Here is a 17,691-nt window from a genome sequence, read left to right as displayed (position 1 = left end):
ATGCTATTACCTCAAGTTAAGTTGAGGTAAAGGGCTAATTTCAATTTTTTATAAATATTTTTCGATCGGCAATAATTGTAGGAATCCAGACTGCATACGACGCCATTTGCCCGTTTCAGGTTCCTTGTCCCATTCACTGTCTCCTGATAGCCAATAGACGTCGCCATCTTTGAGTTCCAAGTGCCAACTATTTTCCTCCACGAAAGTCTGTTCCATCTTATCGTTGAGCATCGTGGCAACCTCTTGGTCATTAATCACAAGGATCGATTCGGTATTCAGATAGGTTGAGCGCAGGTTAAAGTTAAACGAACCAATAGATGCGATGCGGTCGTCAATCACAAGTGACTTAGTATGGAGCCCATAGGCAACTGACGGCGCACATTTATTGCTATCTTTTGTCGATTCAACACACAGTTCGCTGTCGGGTTTCAGCTCATACAAGTCAATGCCATGCTCTAACATATCTTGCCTGCGACCCGCATACGCAGAATGGTTAGTCACAAGATCATTAGATGCCATGGAGTTAGTCAGCGCTTTAACATTAACGCCAGTTTGCTCGAGCTTTTGCCACTCTTCTAACTGGCTATCATCAAACACCAAATAAGCAGATTCCATAATCACGCTATCTGTTGCGGTATCGACTAACTTAGACAAGTACTGTGCAGTGCGTTTTGGCGTGTCAGTATCGCTGACTTCTTGAGGAATAGGATCATCATAAATATAGTTGGCGTCTACCCAGTGGGCCTCTTCCATCACTCTGGTAAGTAACTGAACTGAATCGGCTTTATTGTCAGGTAATAGCGGATAGTTTGCATAACTCGGCTTGGTTATTTGATCGGACGTAGGCAACGATGTATCGACCTCACCACCTAGTAGTTCAACCGGGTATGCCCAGCGGCTGTTCCAGTAGTCGACAAAACCAGACTGAATTTCCGTAACCACTTCACCGCTAACTAATACATCACGGTCTTTAAAGTTAATCTGTTCAGAAAGATCGAAGTACTCATCACCAATATTTCGGCCACCAACGATTGAAAATGCCCCATCGACTGTGAATGACTTATTGTGCATACGACGATTTAAGCGAGAGAAATCACCTAAAAAGTTCAACCATTTCGTCACGCCTCTCCGAGTTGGAATGGGATTAAACACTCGAATCTCAATATTTGGATGCGCATTCAGTGCAGTCAACAAGTCTTCACGCTCATTGAGGTTAATGTCATCCAGCATCACGCGTACTTTCACTCCGCGATCCGCCGCAGCATACAAGCGATTGGCTAAGTACAAACCAGATATATCTGAGTTCCAAATGTAGTATTGAATATCAATGGTATGCTCAGCCGACTCTACTAAAGCGAGTCTTTGAGCAAGCGCATCCCAACCACTCTCTTGCAAAACAACAGAGCTGGAGTCTGCAGCTACTTCACTCGGTTCAGACTGAGCGCTGAGTTGAGATAAAGTACTGGATGTAAAGGTCACAGGTTCGTTTGAGTGAACCACTTGTTCTGGCAAAGAGCCACAGCTAGCAAGGGATATAACAGCAAGAGCAATAACAGCGCTACGCTTAAGATTGGGCATTAAATCAATTCCATGTGCTTATCTACTAAGTTCAATACTAAACTAAGACTGCTCAAACAGCACATTTCAAATTCGAAAACACCTGATAAACAAAGAAAAAGGCGAACACTTGGTTCGCCTTATACTTTACGGACTCAACAATTTTCTTATTGGTTCCTGTTCAGTGTACTCAACGGCTGAGCTGCCATTGAGCGCTTCGACGCTTTCACTCGCTCCGGTTACCACCAAAACTCGCTCATTGTCTAACGTTTCAACTACTTCTAAGCCATTTGCTAATAGCAGTTCTCTAACCTGTTGCTGTTTACCTTGTTTATATTTGACAAAGTAACGTGCGCTTTGCTGGTCAACAAGTTCAGGGCGAGTCTCTACGAGAGGAAACCCTTGGTTGTTTGCCGCTGCAACTATACTGCTCGACAACCCAATCGTTGGGAAAAGTGCCAGCGATAATAGCGTGAGTATCGTTTTGTTTTTCACTGTCACTCCTTACGGAAACGTCAATGACCATCGGTTTAAAGTACCTACATCTCTTCTGGCACTATCGACCACTTTTAGTTCCCAAACTCCCAATGAGTCAAAGCCCGAGAAATCGACTTGATAACTTGTTTGGATATCATTACCACTACCTCCCGAGTAGTCATGAAGCACGACTTGACCATCGTCCGGAGAAGTAAGGGTTACTCTTAGATCGCCGATGTAGGTATGGCTGATATCGAGCTCTACTGTGACAACGCCCGAATCACCCGAACGATCAACATCAAGGCCACTTACTACGCCTCGAATATTGTTGTCAGGGATCGATTCACGCGTTTCATTTACGTAAGAAGTATTATCCGTTCCGCCTGAGCCATTACAGCCTTGCGCTAGATACTCTTTTGCTGCGTCAGCATTAACTAGGCCATAACCAGTGCGATTATCTCGGCCTGCAACGTCAATGTCTGTAGCAGTTTTGGTCAGAGCATTACGAATTTGGCTAGCAGTACAGCTTGGGTAGTAACTCCATACTAAACCTGCCACGCCAGTAACATGAGGCGTTGCCATCGAAGTACCGTTGTAATATTCGTAGTCCTTGCCTAATTGAGTTTCAACAGTAATCTCTTGCCCAACATAAGCCAATAACTCTTGACCAAACTGACGGTCAACCGTAACCGAGACAAGACGCGCCGTGTCATTTTGATCGACTAAGAAAGGATTTTGTAGACCCGGCAGTTCTGCATTACTGTACACCACGGCCGCACTTGCGCCTGCATCGTAACACGCTTGCACAGCATCAATTTCAGGGTAACTCCCTGAACCTTGGTTACCAATTCGCTCTGCTAAACAGATCTTACCCGTCATATCATCACAGACAAAGCGACCACTTGAAGCGTCGCACTTAGCCAGTACACCTGTAACCGAGCCATCAACAGGTTCCGAAGTATAGCTGCCACTTCTCTGTACAAGTCGGTTATGTGGTACAACGCCTCGTTCAAATTGACTGATTCCATCAAGATAAATGTCAGACAGCTTACCTTCTCCGACAGTTACCGTAGAAAGAATCGCGACACCTGGGCCTGATATTTCAACCTGATCCGTTGCTTGTGAAAACGCCGCATGATCGTCTTGATTATCTGTTGCCGCCACCGACATTACTGAATCATAAGAAGCAGGATAGCTGTGCGCCGTATTCCCATCATTACCCGCGGCAGCAATTAACAACACACCTTGGTCGTAGATACGCTTCAGTGCATTTTGCTCAGTCACGCTTGATTGACTGCCACCTAAGCTCATATTCACCACGTTTGCGCCATTGTCTGCACACGTTTGGATCGCTTTCACTAAGCTCGATGAGTAACCCCAGCCAGCTTCGTTGAACACTTTGACGATATGAAGATTCACATTCTGATTTGGCATTACCCCTTTAATGCCTTCAGTATTTGCAATCGCAGCTATCGTCCCCGCCACATGGGTACCATGCGCATTATTGTTGCCAGGTGAACTCCAAGAACCTGTTCCACTATCATCAGTACCGTCAACTCGGTTACCGCTCAAGTCGTTGTGCGCTAAATCGTAGCCTGAATCGATGATGCAAACCGTGCGATTGCCTGCATTGCTATCATCCAGCAACTGAGCATTCACAGCGGTATAACCCCAAGGAATTGTTTCACTAAGTAGATAACGAGGTGGATCGACCTCAACGTATTCCACGTCACTACGGTTACTCAGTTTGCTCAATTTCGAGTTGTCGATTTCGATACTGTAGATTGATTGGTCACCTAACTTTTCAACTTTATTGGCATCGAGTTGTTCCAATACCGACTCTTGCACAATACGCGGTCCAAAGAAGCGACTGTTTGTCAGTGTGGAAGGTGTTGATGAGTCTTCTTTAAACTTGACGATATATTTAGTCGGCAGATTCGATTCATCGAACCCAGTTAAAGAAGCATACGTTGACGTTGGTAGTGCTAGCGCTGCTGCGACCGCCGTCGTCGATAGCAGGCCTTTTGTTATTTTTGATGTGTGATGCATTTTGCCTTATTCCTTTTGAGACAATTTTATTCACTATATGTTAATTAATAGTCACTTAATGCGAATCTGAGTGACCTGCATAGCTATAGTCCACGACTCTAAAATGCCAACACATTTACATCCTAAATGTATAAACTTGAACAAAAGATCGTCAAAGCAACACTTTCCGTTAACACTAAATCGTCAATTTTTCCCTTATAAAGCAATTACTTAATAACGAAAAACCTGCATCATTACCTACCAAATTTGAGTAAATATTCTAAATAATCGAACTTGTTGATATTTACTAAATCTATTGAAAGTCGATCTTGAACCCAAAGCTGAAACATTCAGTCTATGGATATTTGACATATTAGAGTATTTAGTCAGAAACTGGTCTTTAGATGAGAGAGCCTCTCATTTATAGCGACTGATAACGAGACTATTATGAATAGAACAATGATTTTATTGAGTGCCTTGCTGCCACTCACTGCAACCGCATCAGAAACCTCTATCTCTCCAGAAATGGTTAGCTCTGCGCAAGTAGAGAGTGCGAGAAGCAATCAAACCTATACTTATGTACGTTGTTGGTACCGGACCAGTTACTCTCTCGACGAGCCTGCGACAGATTGGGAATGGGCCGAAAACCCTGATGGTAGTTATTTCACTATTGATGGGTATTGGTGGAGTGCTGTCTCTTTCAAAAACATGTTTTATACCGACACACCACAAAGTGTCATTCAGCGACGCTGTGAGCAAACCTTAGATCTTGCTAACGAAAACGCTGATATTACCTTCTTCGCAGCCGATAACCGTTTCTCCTACAACCATACAATTTGGAGCAATGACGCTGTCATGCAGCCAGAACAGATCAATAAAGTGGTCGCTTTTGGTGATAGCCTATCTGACACAGGCAATATCTTTAATGCTTCACAATGGCGCTTTCCTAATCCCAATAGCTGGTTCTTAGGCCATTTCTCGAATGGATCTGTCTGGACAGAATACATTGCCAAAGCTAAAGGGCTCCCTCTTTACAACTGGGCTGTTGGTGGCGCTGCAGGTGAAAACCAATACATCGCCTTAACGGGTGTGGGTGATCAGGTCTCTTCTTACCTGACTTACACTAAATTCGCCAAGAACTACCGGCCGGAAAATACCCTTTTCACCCTAGAGTTCGGCTTAAATGACTTTATGAACTACGGTCGAAGTGTTGCCGAAGTGAAGTCTGATTATGCCGAAGCGTTGATTCGCCTAACCGATGCAGGGGCGACAAATTTACTCTTGATGACATTACCGGATGCAACGCGAGCTCCTCAGTTTAAATATTCGACCCAAGAAGAGATCGACAAGATCCGTGCAAAGATCGTCGAAATGAACGCCTTTATCACTTCACAAGTCGAGTATTACACGATGCAGGGTTATAGCATCACTCTATACGACACGCATGCCCTGTTTGAAGAGTTAACCACTGCCCCGCAAGAGCATGGTTTTGTTAACGCCAGTGAAGCATGTTTAGACATTAACCGTTCTTCTGCTGCTGATTATCTCTACAAGCATTCATTGCGCTCTGAGTGTGCTTACGAAGGTTCTGAGAAGTTCGTATTCTGGGACGTAACCCACCCTACGACCGCGACACACCGCTACGTTGCTGAGAAGATGCTGGAAAGCAGTAATCAACTTTCTAACCATCCTTTCTAACAACAGTGAATAGAAACAAGGCGAGCCAAGTAGCTCGCCTTTTTCATGATTAAACTCGTCTGACGATGATCGCCGTACCCATTCCGCCACCAATACATAAAGAGGCTAAACCTAGTTGAGTCTTCGAGCGAATTAGTTCGTAAATCAAGCTGGTGAGGATACGTCCTCCAGATGCCCCTATCGGATGACCCAGCGCAATTGCTCCGCCATTGACATTGGTTCTGTCCACAAACCAGCTTTCAGACAAATGATGCTGCTTAGCCAAGCCTTTTATGACGCCTAACGCTTGTGCAGCGAAGGCTTCATTAAGTTCTAAGCGTTCAATATCACCTAACGTCAGCCCTGAACGTTCAAGTGCTTGTCCAACAGCAGGAATAGGACCTAACCCCATAACATCTGGCTCAACGCCACCTTGCCCTGTCGCCAACACTTCAACTATCGGTGCTAACTGATATTGTTCGACCGCTTGCTCACTGGCTAAGACTAATGCCACAGCGCCATCATTAATACCTGACGCATTGCCAGCGGTGACACTGCCAGAACGTTCAAAGGCGGGTTTCAAACTAGCAAGCGCATCAAATGTTGTATTGGCTCTTGGATGCTCATCAACCGCAAATTCGGATACACCTCTGCGAGTTTTAACGCTGATCGGGACGATTTCATCGACAAAGTGCTGCTGCTCAATTGCCATTTGCGCCCTATGTTGGCTTGTTAGCGCAAACTGATCTTGTTCCTCGCGGCTAATCTGGTACTGCTTGGCTATATTCTCAGCGGTGATCCCCATATGGAAGTCACCAAACGCATCCGTGAGCCCATCTTTTAACAGCGAGTCAACCATCGCCATGTCGCCCAATTTATGGCCTTGGCGAGACTTCCCACTCATCACAAACGGCGCATTACTCATGCTTTCCATACCTGCTGCAACCACCAAATTCGCATCACCTGACTTAATGGCATTAATACCATTGAGCACAGTTTTCATGCCGCTGCCGCAAATCATGTTTAGCGTATACGCTGGCACTGTTGCCGGTATGCCAGCATGAATAGACGCTTGTCTACCCACCCCTTGACCAAGCCCTGCGCCCAACACATTACCTGCGATAACTTCATCAACCCGTTCTGGTTCAACATTCGCTTGTTTAAGCGCAGCTTTAATGGTCTCCGCTCCCAACTCGACCACAGAAACAGAACTTAAACTACCAAGGAAGGAGCCTATTGCGGTACGCTTTGCCGCGACAATATATACCTTCTGAGTCATCTTAAAGCACCAGTCCACCGTCGATCTTGAGCACTTGGCCAGTGATAAAGCTCGCCTTATCGCTAGCTAAAAACTCAACCCCATTGGTAATATCTTCAGGTGTGCCCATTCGGCCTAATGGTGTTTTGGCACGCATTAAGTCGAGCACTTTTTCCGGCAGGTTCTCAGTCATCGGCGTCGCCACAAACCCTGGAGCCACACAGTTAGCGCGCACCTGAGCACCTTTGCGGGCAAACTCTTTAGCCCAGCCTTTCGTCATTGCAATCACACCGCCTTTGGTCGCAGCGTAGTTACTTTGGCCGATATTACCGTCCGTCCCCACCACGGAAGACATGGTTACGATTGAGCCTGCGTTGTTCTCCATCATGATCGGCGCAATGGCTTGGGTGAGATTAAACACTCCTTTTAGGTTAACGTTGATCACCGCATCCCACTCATCTTCTGTCATTTTCTCGATGAGAGCATCACGGGTAATGCCGGCGTTGTTCACCAGCACATCGACGCGGCTGTAGTCAGCTTGAACCTGCTCCACTAGTTCAGATATCGCTTGGCGATCGCAAATGTTCATGACTACTGATGTGACGTTGTTAACGCCCTCATAAGCAGTACTCAGTGCTTGCTCATTCATGTCTAAGGCGTAAACCATCAACGCACCTTGGCTAGCAAATCGTTCAACAATCGCTTTACCTATTCCTTGGGCTGCACCAGTGACGATGCACACTTTATTCTCAAACATCTCTCTATCCTTTTGTGTATGACTGCTTCACTAAACTGACAAATTATGAGTAATTGACGGACACCTAGTCAGTGTCTCTGTCAATAGTAAGTTCAAAATTAGACTGGTAGATGGCGTTATCCATAACCTTTAATGACGGGCTGATGACAGGCGCAAAGGCCATTTGATCCAGCACGTCTTTGTGTAGGTCTACCCCAGGGGCAATTTCAATCAGTTCAAGACCCTGCTTGGTCAAGCGAAGCACCGCTCGCTCGCTAATGTAGAGTACTGGCGTCCCTTTGCTGAGCGCTTGCTTTGCGCTAAAGGTTATTTGTTCGACTTGGCTAATGAATTTGTGCTGCTTACCTTCAGTGACGATCTCTAGCTCACCATTTTTTACTTCAAGTTCTAATCCTTGCGCGGTAAACGTGCCGCAGAACACCACTTGTTTTGCGTTTTGGGTGATATTAATAAACCCGCCACAGCCCGCAATTTTGCTACCAAAACGCGAGACATTGATATCGCCTTTCGTATCACATTGGGCTAAACCTAAGAACGCTTGGTCGACGCCACCACCGTCATAGAAATCAAACATCTGATCTTGACCGATAATGGCTTGAGGCAAGCGAGAAGCACCAAAATCGAGGCCACTTTGCGGCGTGCCGCCAATCGCGCCGGGCTCAACAGTTAAAATAAACTCGTCTAACACGCCGGCTTCACGAGCCACTTCAGCAATGTACTCTGGCGCGCCAATACCTAAATTCAGAATCGAGCCCGCTTTAAGTTCCATTGCAGCTCTGCGCGCAATTAGGGTTTTGGCATTCAGTGATGTTCGCTCTTGTGTAATAGATTTAGTGACAGCGTCACTCGATGCAATACCAACAAACTCAGGGTTCATTACCGTAGCAAAGGTCTGCATGTGCTCTTGAATATCTTCGCACTCAACAATGGCATCAACGAAAATACCGGGTATCTTCACTGCATGTGGGTCTAGCGTGCCGCTTTCAACAACCTGTTTAACTTGCACTATCACTCGGCCACCATTGTTCTTTGCAGCCTGTGCAGCGGCAAGACTTTCAACCGTTAAGCATTCGTCTTCCATGGTAATGTTGCCATCTTGGTCTGCGGTTGTGCCGCGCAAGACAGCCACAGTGACGGGGAGCTTGTGGTAAAACAGGTACTCTTCACCGAGCAGTTCTACGACTTCAACCCACTCTTTTTCGGTGGCAGAATTTATTTTTCCGCCTTCAATACGCGGATCGACAAACGTACCTAAGCCGACTTTGCTCAATGTACCAAGTTTGCCAGCCGCAGTGTCTCTAAGAAGGTGAGAGATAATACCTTGCGGAAGATTGTAGCCTTGAATGAGATTATCATTCGCTAGTTGCTGCAGTTTAGGTACCAGTCCCCAATGACCACCAATGGCACACTTTACTAACCCTTGATGAGCTAAATGATTGATCGCTCGCCCTTTACCATCACCTTGGCCTGCGGCGAAGATCAACGTTAAATCGCGGGGAGTTTGAGTCTGGCTAAAGCGCTCACCAATCGCACGTTCTATCGCTTCGGGAACCACACTGCCAATAAATCCACCGAGTAGAACGGCGTCGCCATCCTTGATCCAATTTGCTGCCTGCTCTGGCGTTAACTTCGCTACCACTGAACTCTTCCTTGATTGCTTGTTATTCGTTCTTAATGCAGCTTAGTTGCAGATGCGCTGAATGTTAATTGCACAAATGTAGATTCTGAATTTCATAATAGGAACAATCGTAATAAATCAGGCGCTCAGTGCTGTAATACGTTCAACTAGGTACTGCTTGAAACCACTGCTGCGCTCAGGCATTGGTGAGCGAGGACGGTAGAACATATCAACATCAAAACTGGCACATTGATAGTTGGCCATTATTTGGCAAAGCTCACCCGACTCCAGAGCAGGATGAACAAGTGAATGGGGCAAGTAAGCAACGCCAGCGTGCTCTAAAGCTAAATCGAGCAACATTTCACTGTTATCGCACTCCAACGTATCTTGAATGGTGACGATCTCTGACTCCCCTTGATACTCAAAACACCAGCGATTACCGCTGAGCAAGGTTTTCGCGTAAAGACAGCGATGCTGTTTAAGCTGCTCTGGGTTAACCGGTTCGCCATGTTGTTTGATGTATTCAGGGGACGCACATAGATAGAGCGTTTCGCGCAATAGGCGCTTTCTAACTAATAAGGAGTCGATATCTCGCTCGCCTTCATAACTGGCACTGGCTCGAAAAGCAAAGTCGATGGTCAGCGGATCAAACTCTCCCGCTTCAATAAAGATACGAAAATTAACCTTCGGATGCTTTTGCATATATTCGGCGACAATCTTGGTCAGATACTGACGAGCAAACAAAGGCGTGGATGAGATTCTGATTTCACCTTGCTGCTCTTCAGCTAAATTTTGTACCTCTTCACACAGACTATTGATATCTGGCAAAAGCGGCGCAAACCGATCATAGAGTAACTGGCCTGCTTGGGTCGCCACTAATTGACGTGTGCTGCGCTTAATCAGCTCAACTGATAGGGCTTCTTCTAGCTCTTTTACCCAGCGGCTGCCGGCGGCGGGTGATAACCCCTGCTGTATTGACGCTTCTCGAAAAGAGCCACTTCGCACCACCGCGCAAAAGAAGACGATTTTATCGAGGATGGGTTGTCGGCTAGAAAGCAGATTCTTAGACATTAGGTCACCAAACCCTTTTGTAATGCCAACTTAACCAGCGCTGCGGTCGACGTTGCGCCAAGTTTCTTTTTGATTCTTAAGCGATGAGTCTCAACGGTACGAACACTGATATGCAGCGAATCGGCGATCTCTTTATTCCCTGCGCCGTTAGCAATGGCTTTCAGTACATCGGACTCACGCTTAGATAAGGTGTCATCCTTCTCTTCAGGTGCTTCGTTTATCTGCTCAAGTAATCTATCGGAAGCTTGCGGACACAGATAAGAACGACCTTGCGCGACTTGATTAATCGCCATGACGAGCTCTTCTGAACCGACATCTTTTAGCACATAGCCTTTCGCGCCGGCTTTGACCGAGCGAACCACATAGTCACGACTATCATGCATCGAGAGCATAATGACCGATGTGGCAGAGCTGGTTTTCGCTAGCTGTTCCAACACTTCAATCCCATTTAAGTTGGGCATGTTGATGTCGAGCAGCAGTACATCGGGTTTTAACTCCAGTGTTGCTTCTAAGGCTTCAGTGCCTGTACCGACACAGGCGATAATATCTAAGTTATCTTCACGCTCTAATCGCGATTTTAGCCCGTCTTGCATTAGACGGTGGTCATCCGCCAATATCAATCTAATCATACAAACTCCATGTTTAAGCTCACGCGTACTTCCGTTCCTTCACCCTGCTCACTGGTGACGCTAAACGTTCCGCCAATCGCTTGAATCCGTTCTTTCATGTTTTGTAGCCCCATATGTTCAAGATGCGTGCTACTGTTCTTCTTCGACTTCAACTGCTTTGCAGGAATGCCAATACCATCATCGCTAATGGTTAAGATCAGCATGTGTCCTTCACGCTGCATAATCACATCGACGCCTTGAGCATTGGCATGTTTTTCCACGTTGTGCAGCGCTTCTTGCACCACTCGATAAAGCGTCGTTTCAACTTGAGGTAAAAACTCAAGTCCATCTATATCATGCTCAAACACTAGCTCCATTTGAACTCGATCTCTCAATTCATTGATATAGGTTTCAATACCTGCGACCAAGCCCAAATCATCCAGTTGTGGCGGTCGTAAATCACGCGAGATCCGGCGAACCTCGACAATGGCATGTTCCATCGCGTTCTTGCTCGCATCAAGCTCAAATCGCTTCTTCTCTTCATCTTGCTCTTTGGTGACATTGTCTAAGCGATACTTAGCCGCGACCAATAACTGATTAACGCCATCATGCAGTTCTCTTGATACACGGCGGCGTTCGTTCTCTTGCGAATCGATGATCTGTTGATTCAATACACTCAGTTGTTGGTTAGCTAAGCGCCTAACATTCAGGTTGAGTGAAGCTCCTAACCCTGCAATAACCGTCACCGCGACAAACATCAGCCCAAACAGCGCGGTACTGGTTTTGCCAATGTTCTGATCAAAGCCACTCTCCATATGATCGACTTGTCTCTCAATATCATCAAGATAGACTCCGGTGCCCACCATCCACTGCCATTTATCCAATGAGATAGCGTAGCTCAGCTTAGGCAACGGTTCTTTTTTAGAGGGCTTATGCCAAAGGTAATCAACAAAACCGCCACCTTCTCTACCTGCTTGAATCAATTCTTGGAGCAGTTTTTTACCTTGAACATCTTCTACATGCCACCAGTTCTTACCTATGCGATCTTTTTGATATGGTAACACCAGCGCATCGCCTTCCCACGTATAAGCAAAGAAGTATCCATCGCTGCCATACGTGAGCTGGCTCAATTTTTCGATAACAATTTGCTTAGCAAGCTCAGGGGTTAGGGATTCATCTGAGTAGTAAGGCTCGATACTTTTGACTGCCATTTCTACGTACTGCTTTAACTCTTGCTTTTTCACCGCCAGCACATTGTTTCGTGTCAGTGACACCTGATCTTCAACTAATTGTTTTGCCTGACTAAATAGAATGCTCGCAACAATCGAGACCACAATGATCAGTGGCACGATCGACAACAATATTATGTTTACCGTCAGTCGTCGGTTGCTTACAAATCCCATATTCCCATCCATGTGAGTACGTAGTTTTACTGAAAGATCGTGCGGAAAATTGCCTTTTCTACGGATAAAATTTGCGCATTTATGCCAATAGAGCGCAATAAATCTCCTATCTACACTTAGCGTCAAATGTAACATCGCGTTAACACAAATAAATACGCGGCGTTCACATTTACCAAGATCGACATGGAACATAGTCAAACAAGGAGAACACCATGAACCTTAAGAAAGCTGCCATTGCCTCTGCGCTTGCTATCGCTGCTACGGGTCTATCAGTTTCGGCTCATGCCGCTGACAAGAAGATACTACTTAAGACCCCTATCGCTTTCGGTAGTCATTTGCCTGCGTTAGGTACACCTATTCAATGGTACGCCGACCACATCACCAAGACTTCTGGTGGCAGCATCAAAATGAAAATCTACGAGCCGGGTAAACTGGTTAGCCCAGCCGAGATCCTTGATGCGGTATCGACAGGCAAGGTGAACTCTGGCTATTCAACCGCTGGTTACTGGCAAGGCAAATTACCTGCCTCTGCCCTGTTCTCTGCAGTACCTTTTGGTCCAGAAGCAGGTGAATACATGGCGTGGCTATTCTTTGGTAACGGCCTAAAGCTGTATCAAGAAATGTATGATGAAGGCGGCTACAACGTAAAAGTTGTCCCTTGTGCGATCATTTCACCTGAAACTTCTGGTTGGTTCCGCAAACCAATCGAAAAACCTGAAGATCTTAAAGGTCTCAACATGCGCTTCTTCGGCCTTGGTGCTTCTGTTATGGAAAAACTCGGCGTAGGTACGGTTCAACTGCCGGGCGGCGAAATCTTTGGCGCACTAGAGAAAGGTGCGATTGATGCCTCTGAGTTCTCTCAACCTGCTATCGACCAGCGCTTGGGCTTTCACAAAGTGGCGAAGTACAACTACTTCCCGGGTTGGCACCAGCAATCGACCGTCTTTGAGCTGCTAATCAACAAAGATACCTGGGGCAAAATGAGTGATGTTCAGCAAGCGGCAGTCGAGACCACCTGTATGGCAACCATGACATACTCGATTGCTGAAGGTGAAGCTCTGCAATACTCAGCAATGGAGAAAGCCAAAGAGAATGGTGTTGAGATCCGTTACTGGAACGAAGAGATGCTTAGCCTGTTTGAAAATACGTGGCTTGAAGTCGTGGAAGAGAAGAAAACAGAAGACCCATTCTTCAACAAAGTGTGGGATGACTTAAGCCAGTTCCGTAAAGGTTATGCGCTTTGGTCTGCGAATGGATTCTTACCACGTGAAACGCAAAACCAATAACCCTGTGTGAATTGGACCTGTTGGCCGGCAGCGTTGTCGGCCATTGGTTGTAAGGAGTTGCCAATGAGCAAGGTACTTTATTCTACCCCCACTTATCCTCTCTATTTTCATATAGAGCGGGCAATAACCAGTGCTAGCCGATTTCTAGCGTGGACCAACCTAGCCTTAGTCTTGGTGATTATTACCCAAGTCGTACTGCGCAAAGTTTTTGCCAACGGACAAATCGCACTAGAAGAGTTGCAATGGCATCTTTACGCCACAGCGGTCATGTTTGGTACGGCCTATGCGCAAGTGAGTAACTTGCACGTTCGTGTTGATATCTTCTATCACAAGTTTTCAGAGCGTAAAAAAGCATTGGTCGATCTATTCGGCTTATCTTTGCTAGCGATCCCATTTGTTGTGGTGGTGATCCTCCATTCTTATGACTTTGCCTACGAATCTTGGCGAGTGAATGAAAGCTCAGCCTCCCCTTCAGGCTTGCCTTATCGCTGGCTAATTAAAAGCGTCATCCCTTTGAGTTTCTGCATGTTACTACTGTCAATGATGGCTAGAATCTTACGCAATATCGAAACCTTGTTTAAAGGCGACACATCACAAGGAGAGCATCATGGAAGCTAATGAGTGGATCGTGATTGCCATGTTTGGCTCTTTTATCTTGCTGCTGTTTACTGGCATTCCAGTTGCCTACGTTTTGGGGGGCATTGGCGTTGTCTTTGCGGCGGTTGGTTATTTTGCTGATATCTACTTAGATACATTTACCGGATTGGATTACACCAGCTTAGGCTTAGTGGTTAACCGAATCTATAAGATCATGGATAACTGGATTTTGGTCGCACTGCCGATGTTTATCTTTATGGGTAACATGCTCGATAAATCTGGTATTGCTGAGAAGTTGATGTCTTCGATGCAGGCACTGTTTGGTAAAGTTCATGGCGGTTTAGCGATTACTGTTATGGCGATTGGTATTATTCTCGCCGCATCAACCGGCATTATCGGCGCCTCTGTCGTGCTGCTTACTGTGATGTCTCTGCCGAGTATGATGCGTCAAGGCTACCACTTACCGCTTGCGCTTGGCACGGTGGCTTCTGCGGGTACACTTGGGATTCTTCTGCCGCCATCGATCATGCTGGTTATCATGGCCGATCAACTTGGCTTATCGGTTGGCGATTTGTTTATGGGCGCGATTATGCCGGGCTTATTGCTAGGTAGCTTGTACATTCTGTATATCTTGATTGTCGGCAAAATGACCCCAAGCAAAGCACCAGTGCCTGAAAATGTTCAGCCTGTTGAATGGGGATTGATCCTGCAAGTGTTCAAAGACATTACCCCGACTGTAATGCTGATTTTCTGTGTGCTTGGCTCTATCTTCGCCGGCGTTGCAACGCCAACGGAAGCGTCTGGTATTGGTGCGATGGGCGCCACGCTACTCGCGGCCTACAATAAAAAGCTGAATCTAAAAGTGCTTAAAGAGGTATTACTCTCTTCGTATGGGACAACTGCGTATATCTTTATGATCTTCCTTGGCGCTTCTTGTTTTGCTTTGGTACTGCGCGAGTTAGGCGGTGATGAGCTGATAGAGTCATTCCTCACCAGTTTGCCATTTGGCCCGTACGGCATCATCGCATTTATCTTATTGATTGTGTTCTTACTCGGTTTCTTCTTAGATTGGATTGAGATTACGCTGATCGCCCTACCGCTTTTAGCACCTGTTATCTCAAGTCTAGGCATTGAGCTTGATGGTCATGGCGTGGTCGATAACCCAAGCTTGGTATGGTTTGTCATGTTAGTTGCCATGGCGCTGCAAACAAGCTTTTTGACTCCTCCAGTAGGCTTTGCCTTGTTCTACTTAAAAGGTGTTTGCCCAGACGGTGTCGCACTTAAAGATATTTACCGCGGCGTGATTCCATTTATCTTAATCCAGCTTACCGCGCTGATCTGTTTGGTGATGTGGCCTCAGCTAGTGCTTTGGTTCCCAAGTGTCGCCTACAGTTAGTAACGACCAATAAAGATAAAGCCAGCGATATTCGTCGCTGGTTTTTTGTTTCTGCCACTATTGAGTAACTCGCTTTGAAAACTTATTGGACTGACGAAGTGCCATTTGCTCGACCCGAGCTAGCCTTATAATTATAAAACCAATAGAAGCTTAGCCCGGTACAGAGCCCCCAAAAAGCACTACCAATGCCCAGTAATTCAATGCCAGAAGCCGTGAATAAGAATGTAAATAGTGCTGCCTCTCTAGATTGACTGTCTGCCATCGACACCGCTAAGCAGTTCATTAGTGTCGGCATAACGGCAAGACCTGCTACCGCAATAACAACCGCTGAGGGAAAGGCGCTAAACAGGGAGAAAAATGACATTCCCATAATGCCCGCTAATAGGTAAAACACTCCCATCGAAATCCCCGCCATATAACGTGTCTTCGGATTTTCATCCGCATTTGGCCCCATACAGATAGCGCCTGTGATTGCTGCAAGATTAAACGCAAAACCACCAAACGGAGCCAATAACAGACCTGTTACACCTGTCACTGTAATGATTTTTGAGGAGTCAACTTGGTAGCCATTCGCTTTCAATACTGCAAATCCCGGTAAATTCTGCGAAGCCATGGTGACGATAAACAGTGGTATCCCAACACTGATCAGTGAAAAGAATTCAAATTCCGGTGCAATAAATTCAGGAGTGGTCACGCCTATCGTCACCTGACTGACATCGAGCTTGCCAAAGCCTACACACATACCGATGGCGATGATAAAAATACTTGGTATCAGTAAATTTCCAAGCCGAACTTTGGCCAGAATAAATACTGCCAGCATAACAGCAACAATTTGTCCCTCTTCCATCAACGACGTAAATAAGCCCAAGCCAAATTGTAGTAATATCCCCGCCAACATAGCAGAGGCGATCGATGTAGGGATCTGCTTGAGTACCCTTTCAAATATCCCTGCTAAACCGACCAGCGTAATTAACAACGAACTAAACAAAAACACGGCCACCGCCTGATTCATCGTCAACCCTTCAAGCGATGTGATTAGCAATGCCGCTCCGGGTGTCGACCAAGCTGTAACAACAGGTTTCTTGTAGTAATACGAGAGCAAGATTGTGGTTACCCCCATGCCAATCCCCAACGCCCAGAACCATGAAGCAACTTGCTCGTCGGTGGCACCAGCACTCATCGCCGCTTGGAAAATGATCGCCGCGGCACTGGCATAACCAATGAAAACGGCAATAAAGCCGGTACTAACGTGGGAAAATTTTAGCTTAGTCATGTTAATTCTCTCCTATGTGCGTTATAACGTCCATAAGTTCAATCTAGCATCCGTGCGTTATAACGCACAAGTTATTTATTGAGAAAATATGCAAAAAGAAATAAAAGTCGGTGACAACTTAAAGCGTCTTCGTAGTGACAAAGGTTGGAGCTTAGATAAGGCCGCGAAAGAAACTGGCGTCAGTAAAGCGATGCTAGGTCAAATAGAGCGTGGGGAATCAAGCCCTACGGTGGCAAAGCTATGGCAGATAGCGTCAGGGTTTGAGGTTTCATTTTCAAGTTTTATCACGACCTGTTCAAACAATGAACTGACGAGTCTATTCAGAGATGCAAATGAACTAAGACGTGAAGAATACAACGTTGGCTTTTTCGTTAGCTTATTGTTTCCTTTTGAACCCGCACTCGGGTTTGAGATATTCGAACTGACTCTTGCGCCCAATTATCAGCACGAATCTGAGCCACACAACCTTGGTGTGACTGAACACATCTTATGTATTTCTGGTGAGATGGCGGTGTTGTTTGATGGTGAATGGCATACATTACAGGCAGGACAAGCCGTTCGCTTCAATGCTAACCAGCTTCATGGCTACAGAAACATCGGTGAGGAAAATGCCGTATTTCATAATGTGATTCATTACCCTGAGAATAAGCAATAGGGTTAAGTATCGCCCTCTTATGGGCTAGTT

15 protein-coding genes are annotated in these 17,691 nt (G+C 46.0%); 5 read left to right on the top strand and 10 right to left on the bottom strand.

From position 1 onward, the window contains the following. Nucleotides 1-48 precede the first annotated feature (48 nt). The 3 genes from VIA_RS05765 to VIA_RS05755 all read right to left on the bottom strand — a co-directional run bounded on the left by VIA_RS05765 (nucleotide 49) and on the right by VIA_RS05755 (nucleotide 4,083). Nucleotides 49-1,578 (bottom strand): phospholipase D family protein, encoded by a 1,530-nt coding sequence (locus VIA_RS05765; RefSeq protein ID WP_004411625.1) that lies wholly within the window; start codon nucleotides 1,576-1,578, stop codon nucleotides 49-51. A gap of 126 nt (nucleotides 1,579-1,704) precedes the next feature. Further along, nucleotides 1,705-2,052: a hypothetical protein gene (locus VIA_RS05760; protein ID WP_004411624.1), complete on the bottom strand. Its 348-nt coding sequence runs from the start codon at nucleotides 2,050-2,052 to the stop codon at nucleotides 1,705-1,707. Nucleotides 2,053-2,061: 9 nt separating this feature from the next. Next, nucleotides 2,062-4,083: a S8 family serine peptidase gene (locus VIA_RS05755; protein WP_004411623.1), complete on the bottom strand. Its 2,022-nt coding sequence runs from the start codon at nucleotides 4,081-4,083 to the stop codon at nucleotides 2,062-2,064. A gap of 426 nt (nucleotides 4,084-4,509) precedes the next feature. On the opposite strand from VIA_RS05755, the gene VIA_RS05750 reads away from it, so the two are divergent. Further along, entirely contained in the window at nucleotides 4,510-5,760 is a 1,251-nt protein-coding gene (locus VIA_RS05750; protein WP_004411622.1) for an SGNH/GDSL hydrolase family protein, read from the top strand. Nucleotides 5,761-5,809: 49 nt separating this feature from the next. Here the strand turns inward: VIA_RS05750 and VIA_RS05745 are convergent, their stop codons facing one another. From VIA_RS05745 to VIA_RS05720, 6 genes are all read right to left on the bottom strand, one after another. Further along, entirely contained in the window at nucleotides 5,810-7,018 is a 1,209-nt protein-coding gene (locus VIA_RS05745; protein WP_004417810.1) for an acetyl-CoA C-acetyltransferase, read from the bottom strand. 1 nt (nucleotide 7,019) lies between these two features. After that, nucleotides 7,020-7,754: a beta-ketoacyl-ACP reductase gene (locus VIA_RS05740; protein WP_004411620.1), complete on the bottom strand. Its 735-nt coding sequence runs from the start codon at nucleotides 7,752-7,754 to the stop codon at nucleotides 7,020-7,022. Between the two features lie 64 nt (nucleotides 7,755-7,818). Further along, nucleotides 7,819-9,393: an acyl CoA:acetate/3-ketoacid CoA transferase gene (locus tag VIA_RS05735; protein ID WP_004411619.1), complete on the bottom strand. Its 1,575-nt coding sequence runs from the start codon at nucleotides 9,391-9,393 to the stop codon at nucleotides 7,819-7,821. A 117-nt stretch (nucleotides 9,394-9,510) separates the two neighbouring features. After that, nucleotides 9,511-10,443 (bottom strand): LysR family transcriptional regulator, encoded by a 933-nt coding sequence (locus VIA_RS05730; RefSeq protein WP_004411618.1) that lies wholly within the window; start codon nucleotides 10,441-10,443, stop codon nucleotides 9,511-9,513. Then, entirely contained in the window at nucleotides 10,443-11,072 is a 630-nt protein-coding gene (locus tag VIA_RS05725; protein ID WP_004411617.1) for a response regulator, read from the bottom strand. The genes VIA_RS05730 and VIA_RS05725 overlap by 1 nt, the downstream gene beginning before the upstream one ends. Continuing rightward, nucleotides 11,069-12,454 (bottom strand): cache domain-containing protein, encoded by a 1,386-nt coding sequence (locus VIA_RS05720; protein ID WP_004417808.1) that lies wholly within the window; start codon nucleotides 12,452-12,454, stop codon nucleotides 11,069-11,071. Before VIA_RS05720 ends, VIA_RS05725 begins: the two co-directional genes overlap by 4 nt. Before the next feature lie 212 nt (nucleotides 12,455-12,666). Here VIA_RS05720 and VIA_RS05715 point away from each other — a divergent pair, with 212 nt between their 5' ends. The 3 genes from VIA_RS05715 to VIA_RS05705 all read left to right on the top strand — a co-directional run bounded on the left by VIA_RS05715 (nucleotide 12,667) and on the right by VIA_RS05705 (nucleotide 15,733). After that, nucleotides 12,667-13,740, top strand: coding sequence for a TRAP transporter substrate-binding protein (locus tag VIA_RS05715; RefSeq protein WP_004411615.1), 1,074 nt, complete (start codon nucleotides 12,667-12,669; stop codon nucleotides 13,738-13,740). Nucleotides 13,741-13,803: 63 nt separating this feature from the next. Next, nucleotides 13,804-14,358 carry a TRAP transporter small permease subunit gene (locus VIA_RS05710; RefSeq protein WP_004417806.1) on the top strand — a complete coding sequence of 185 codons (555 nt, stop codon included), beginning with the start codon at nucleotides 13,804-13,806 and terminating at the stop codon, nucleotides 14,356-14,358. Beyond that, nucleotides 14,348-15,733 carry a TRAP transporter large permease gene (locus tag VIA_RS05705; protein WP_004411613.1) on the top strand — a complete coding sequence of 462 codons (1,386 nt, stop codon included), beginning with the start codon at nucleotides 14,348-14,350 and terminating at the stop codon, nucleotides 15,731-15,733. The genes VIA_RS05710 and VIA_RS05705 overlap by 11 nt, the downstream gene beginning before the upstream one ends. 82 nt (nucleotides 15,734-15,815) lie before the next feature. Here the strand turns inward: VIA_RS05705 and VIA_RS05700 are convergent, their stop codons facing one another. Beyond that, on the bottom strand, nucleotides 15,816-17,006 hold the full coding sequence (locus VIA_RS05700) for a benzoate/H(+) symporter BenE family transporter (RefSeq protein ID WP_004411612.1): 1,191 nt from the start codon (nucleotides 17,004-17,006) through the stop codon (nucleotides 15,816-15,818). 88 nt (nucleotides 17,007-17,094) lie between these two features. Between VIA_RS05700 and VIA_RS05695 the strand changes: the two genes are divergently transcribed. Continuing rightward, nucleotides 17,095-17,661: a helix-turn-helix domain-containing protein gene (locus VIA_RS05695; RefSeq protein WP_004411611.1), complete on the top strand. Its 567-nt coding sequence runs from the start codon at nucleotides 17,095-17,097 to the stop codon at nucleotides 17,659-17,661. Nucleotides 17,662-17,691 lie beyond the last annotated feature (30 nt).

Source organism: Vibrio orientalis CIP 102891 = ATCC 33934 (assembly GCF_000176235.1).
GTDB classification, from domain to species: domain Bacteria; phylum Pseudomonadota; class Gammaproteobacteria; order Enterobacterales; family Vibrionaceae; genus Vibrio; species Vibrio orientalis.
Note: the sequence above shows the minus strand (reverse complement) of the source record. Positions and strands in the feature narration are given on the sequence as shown.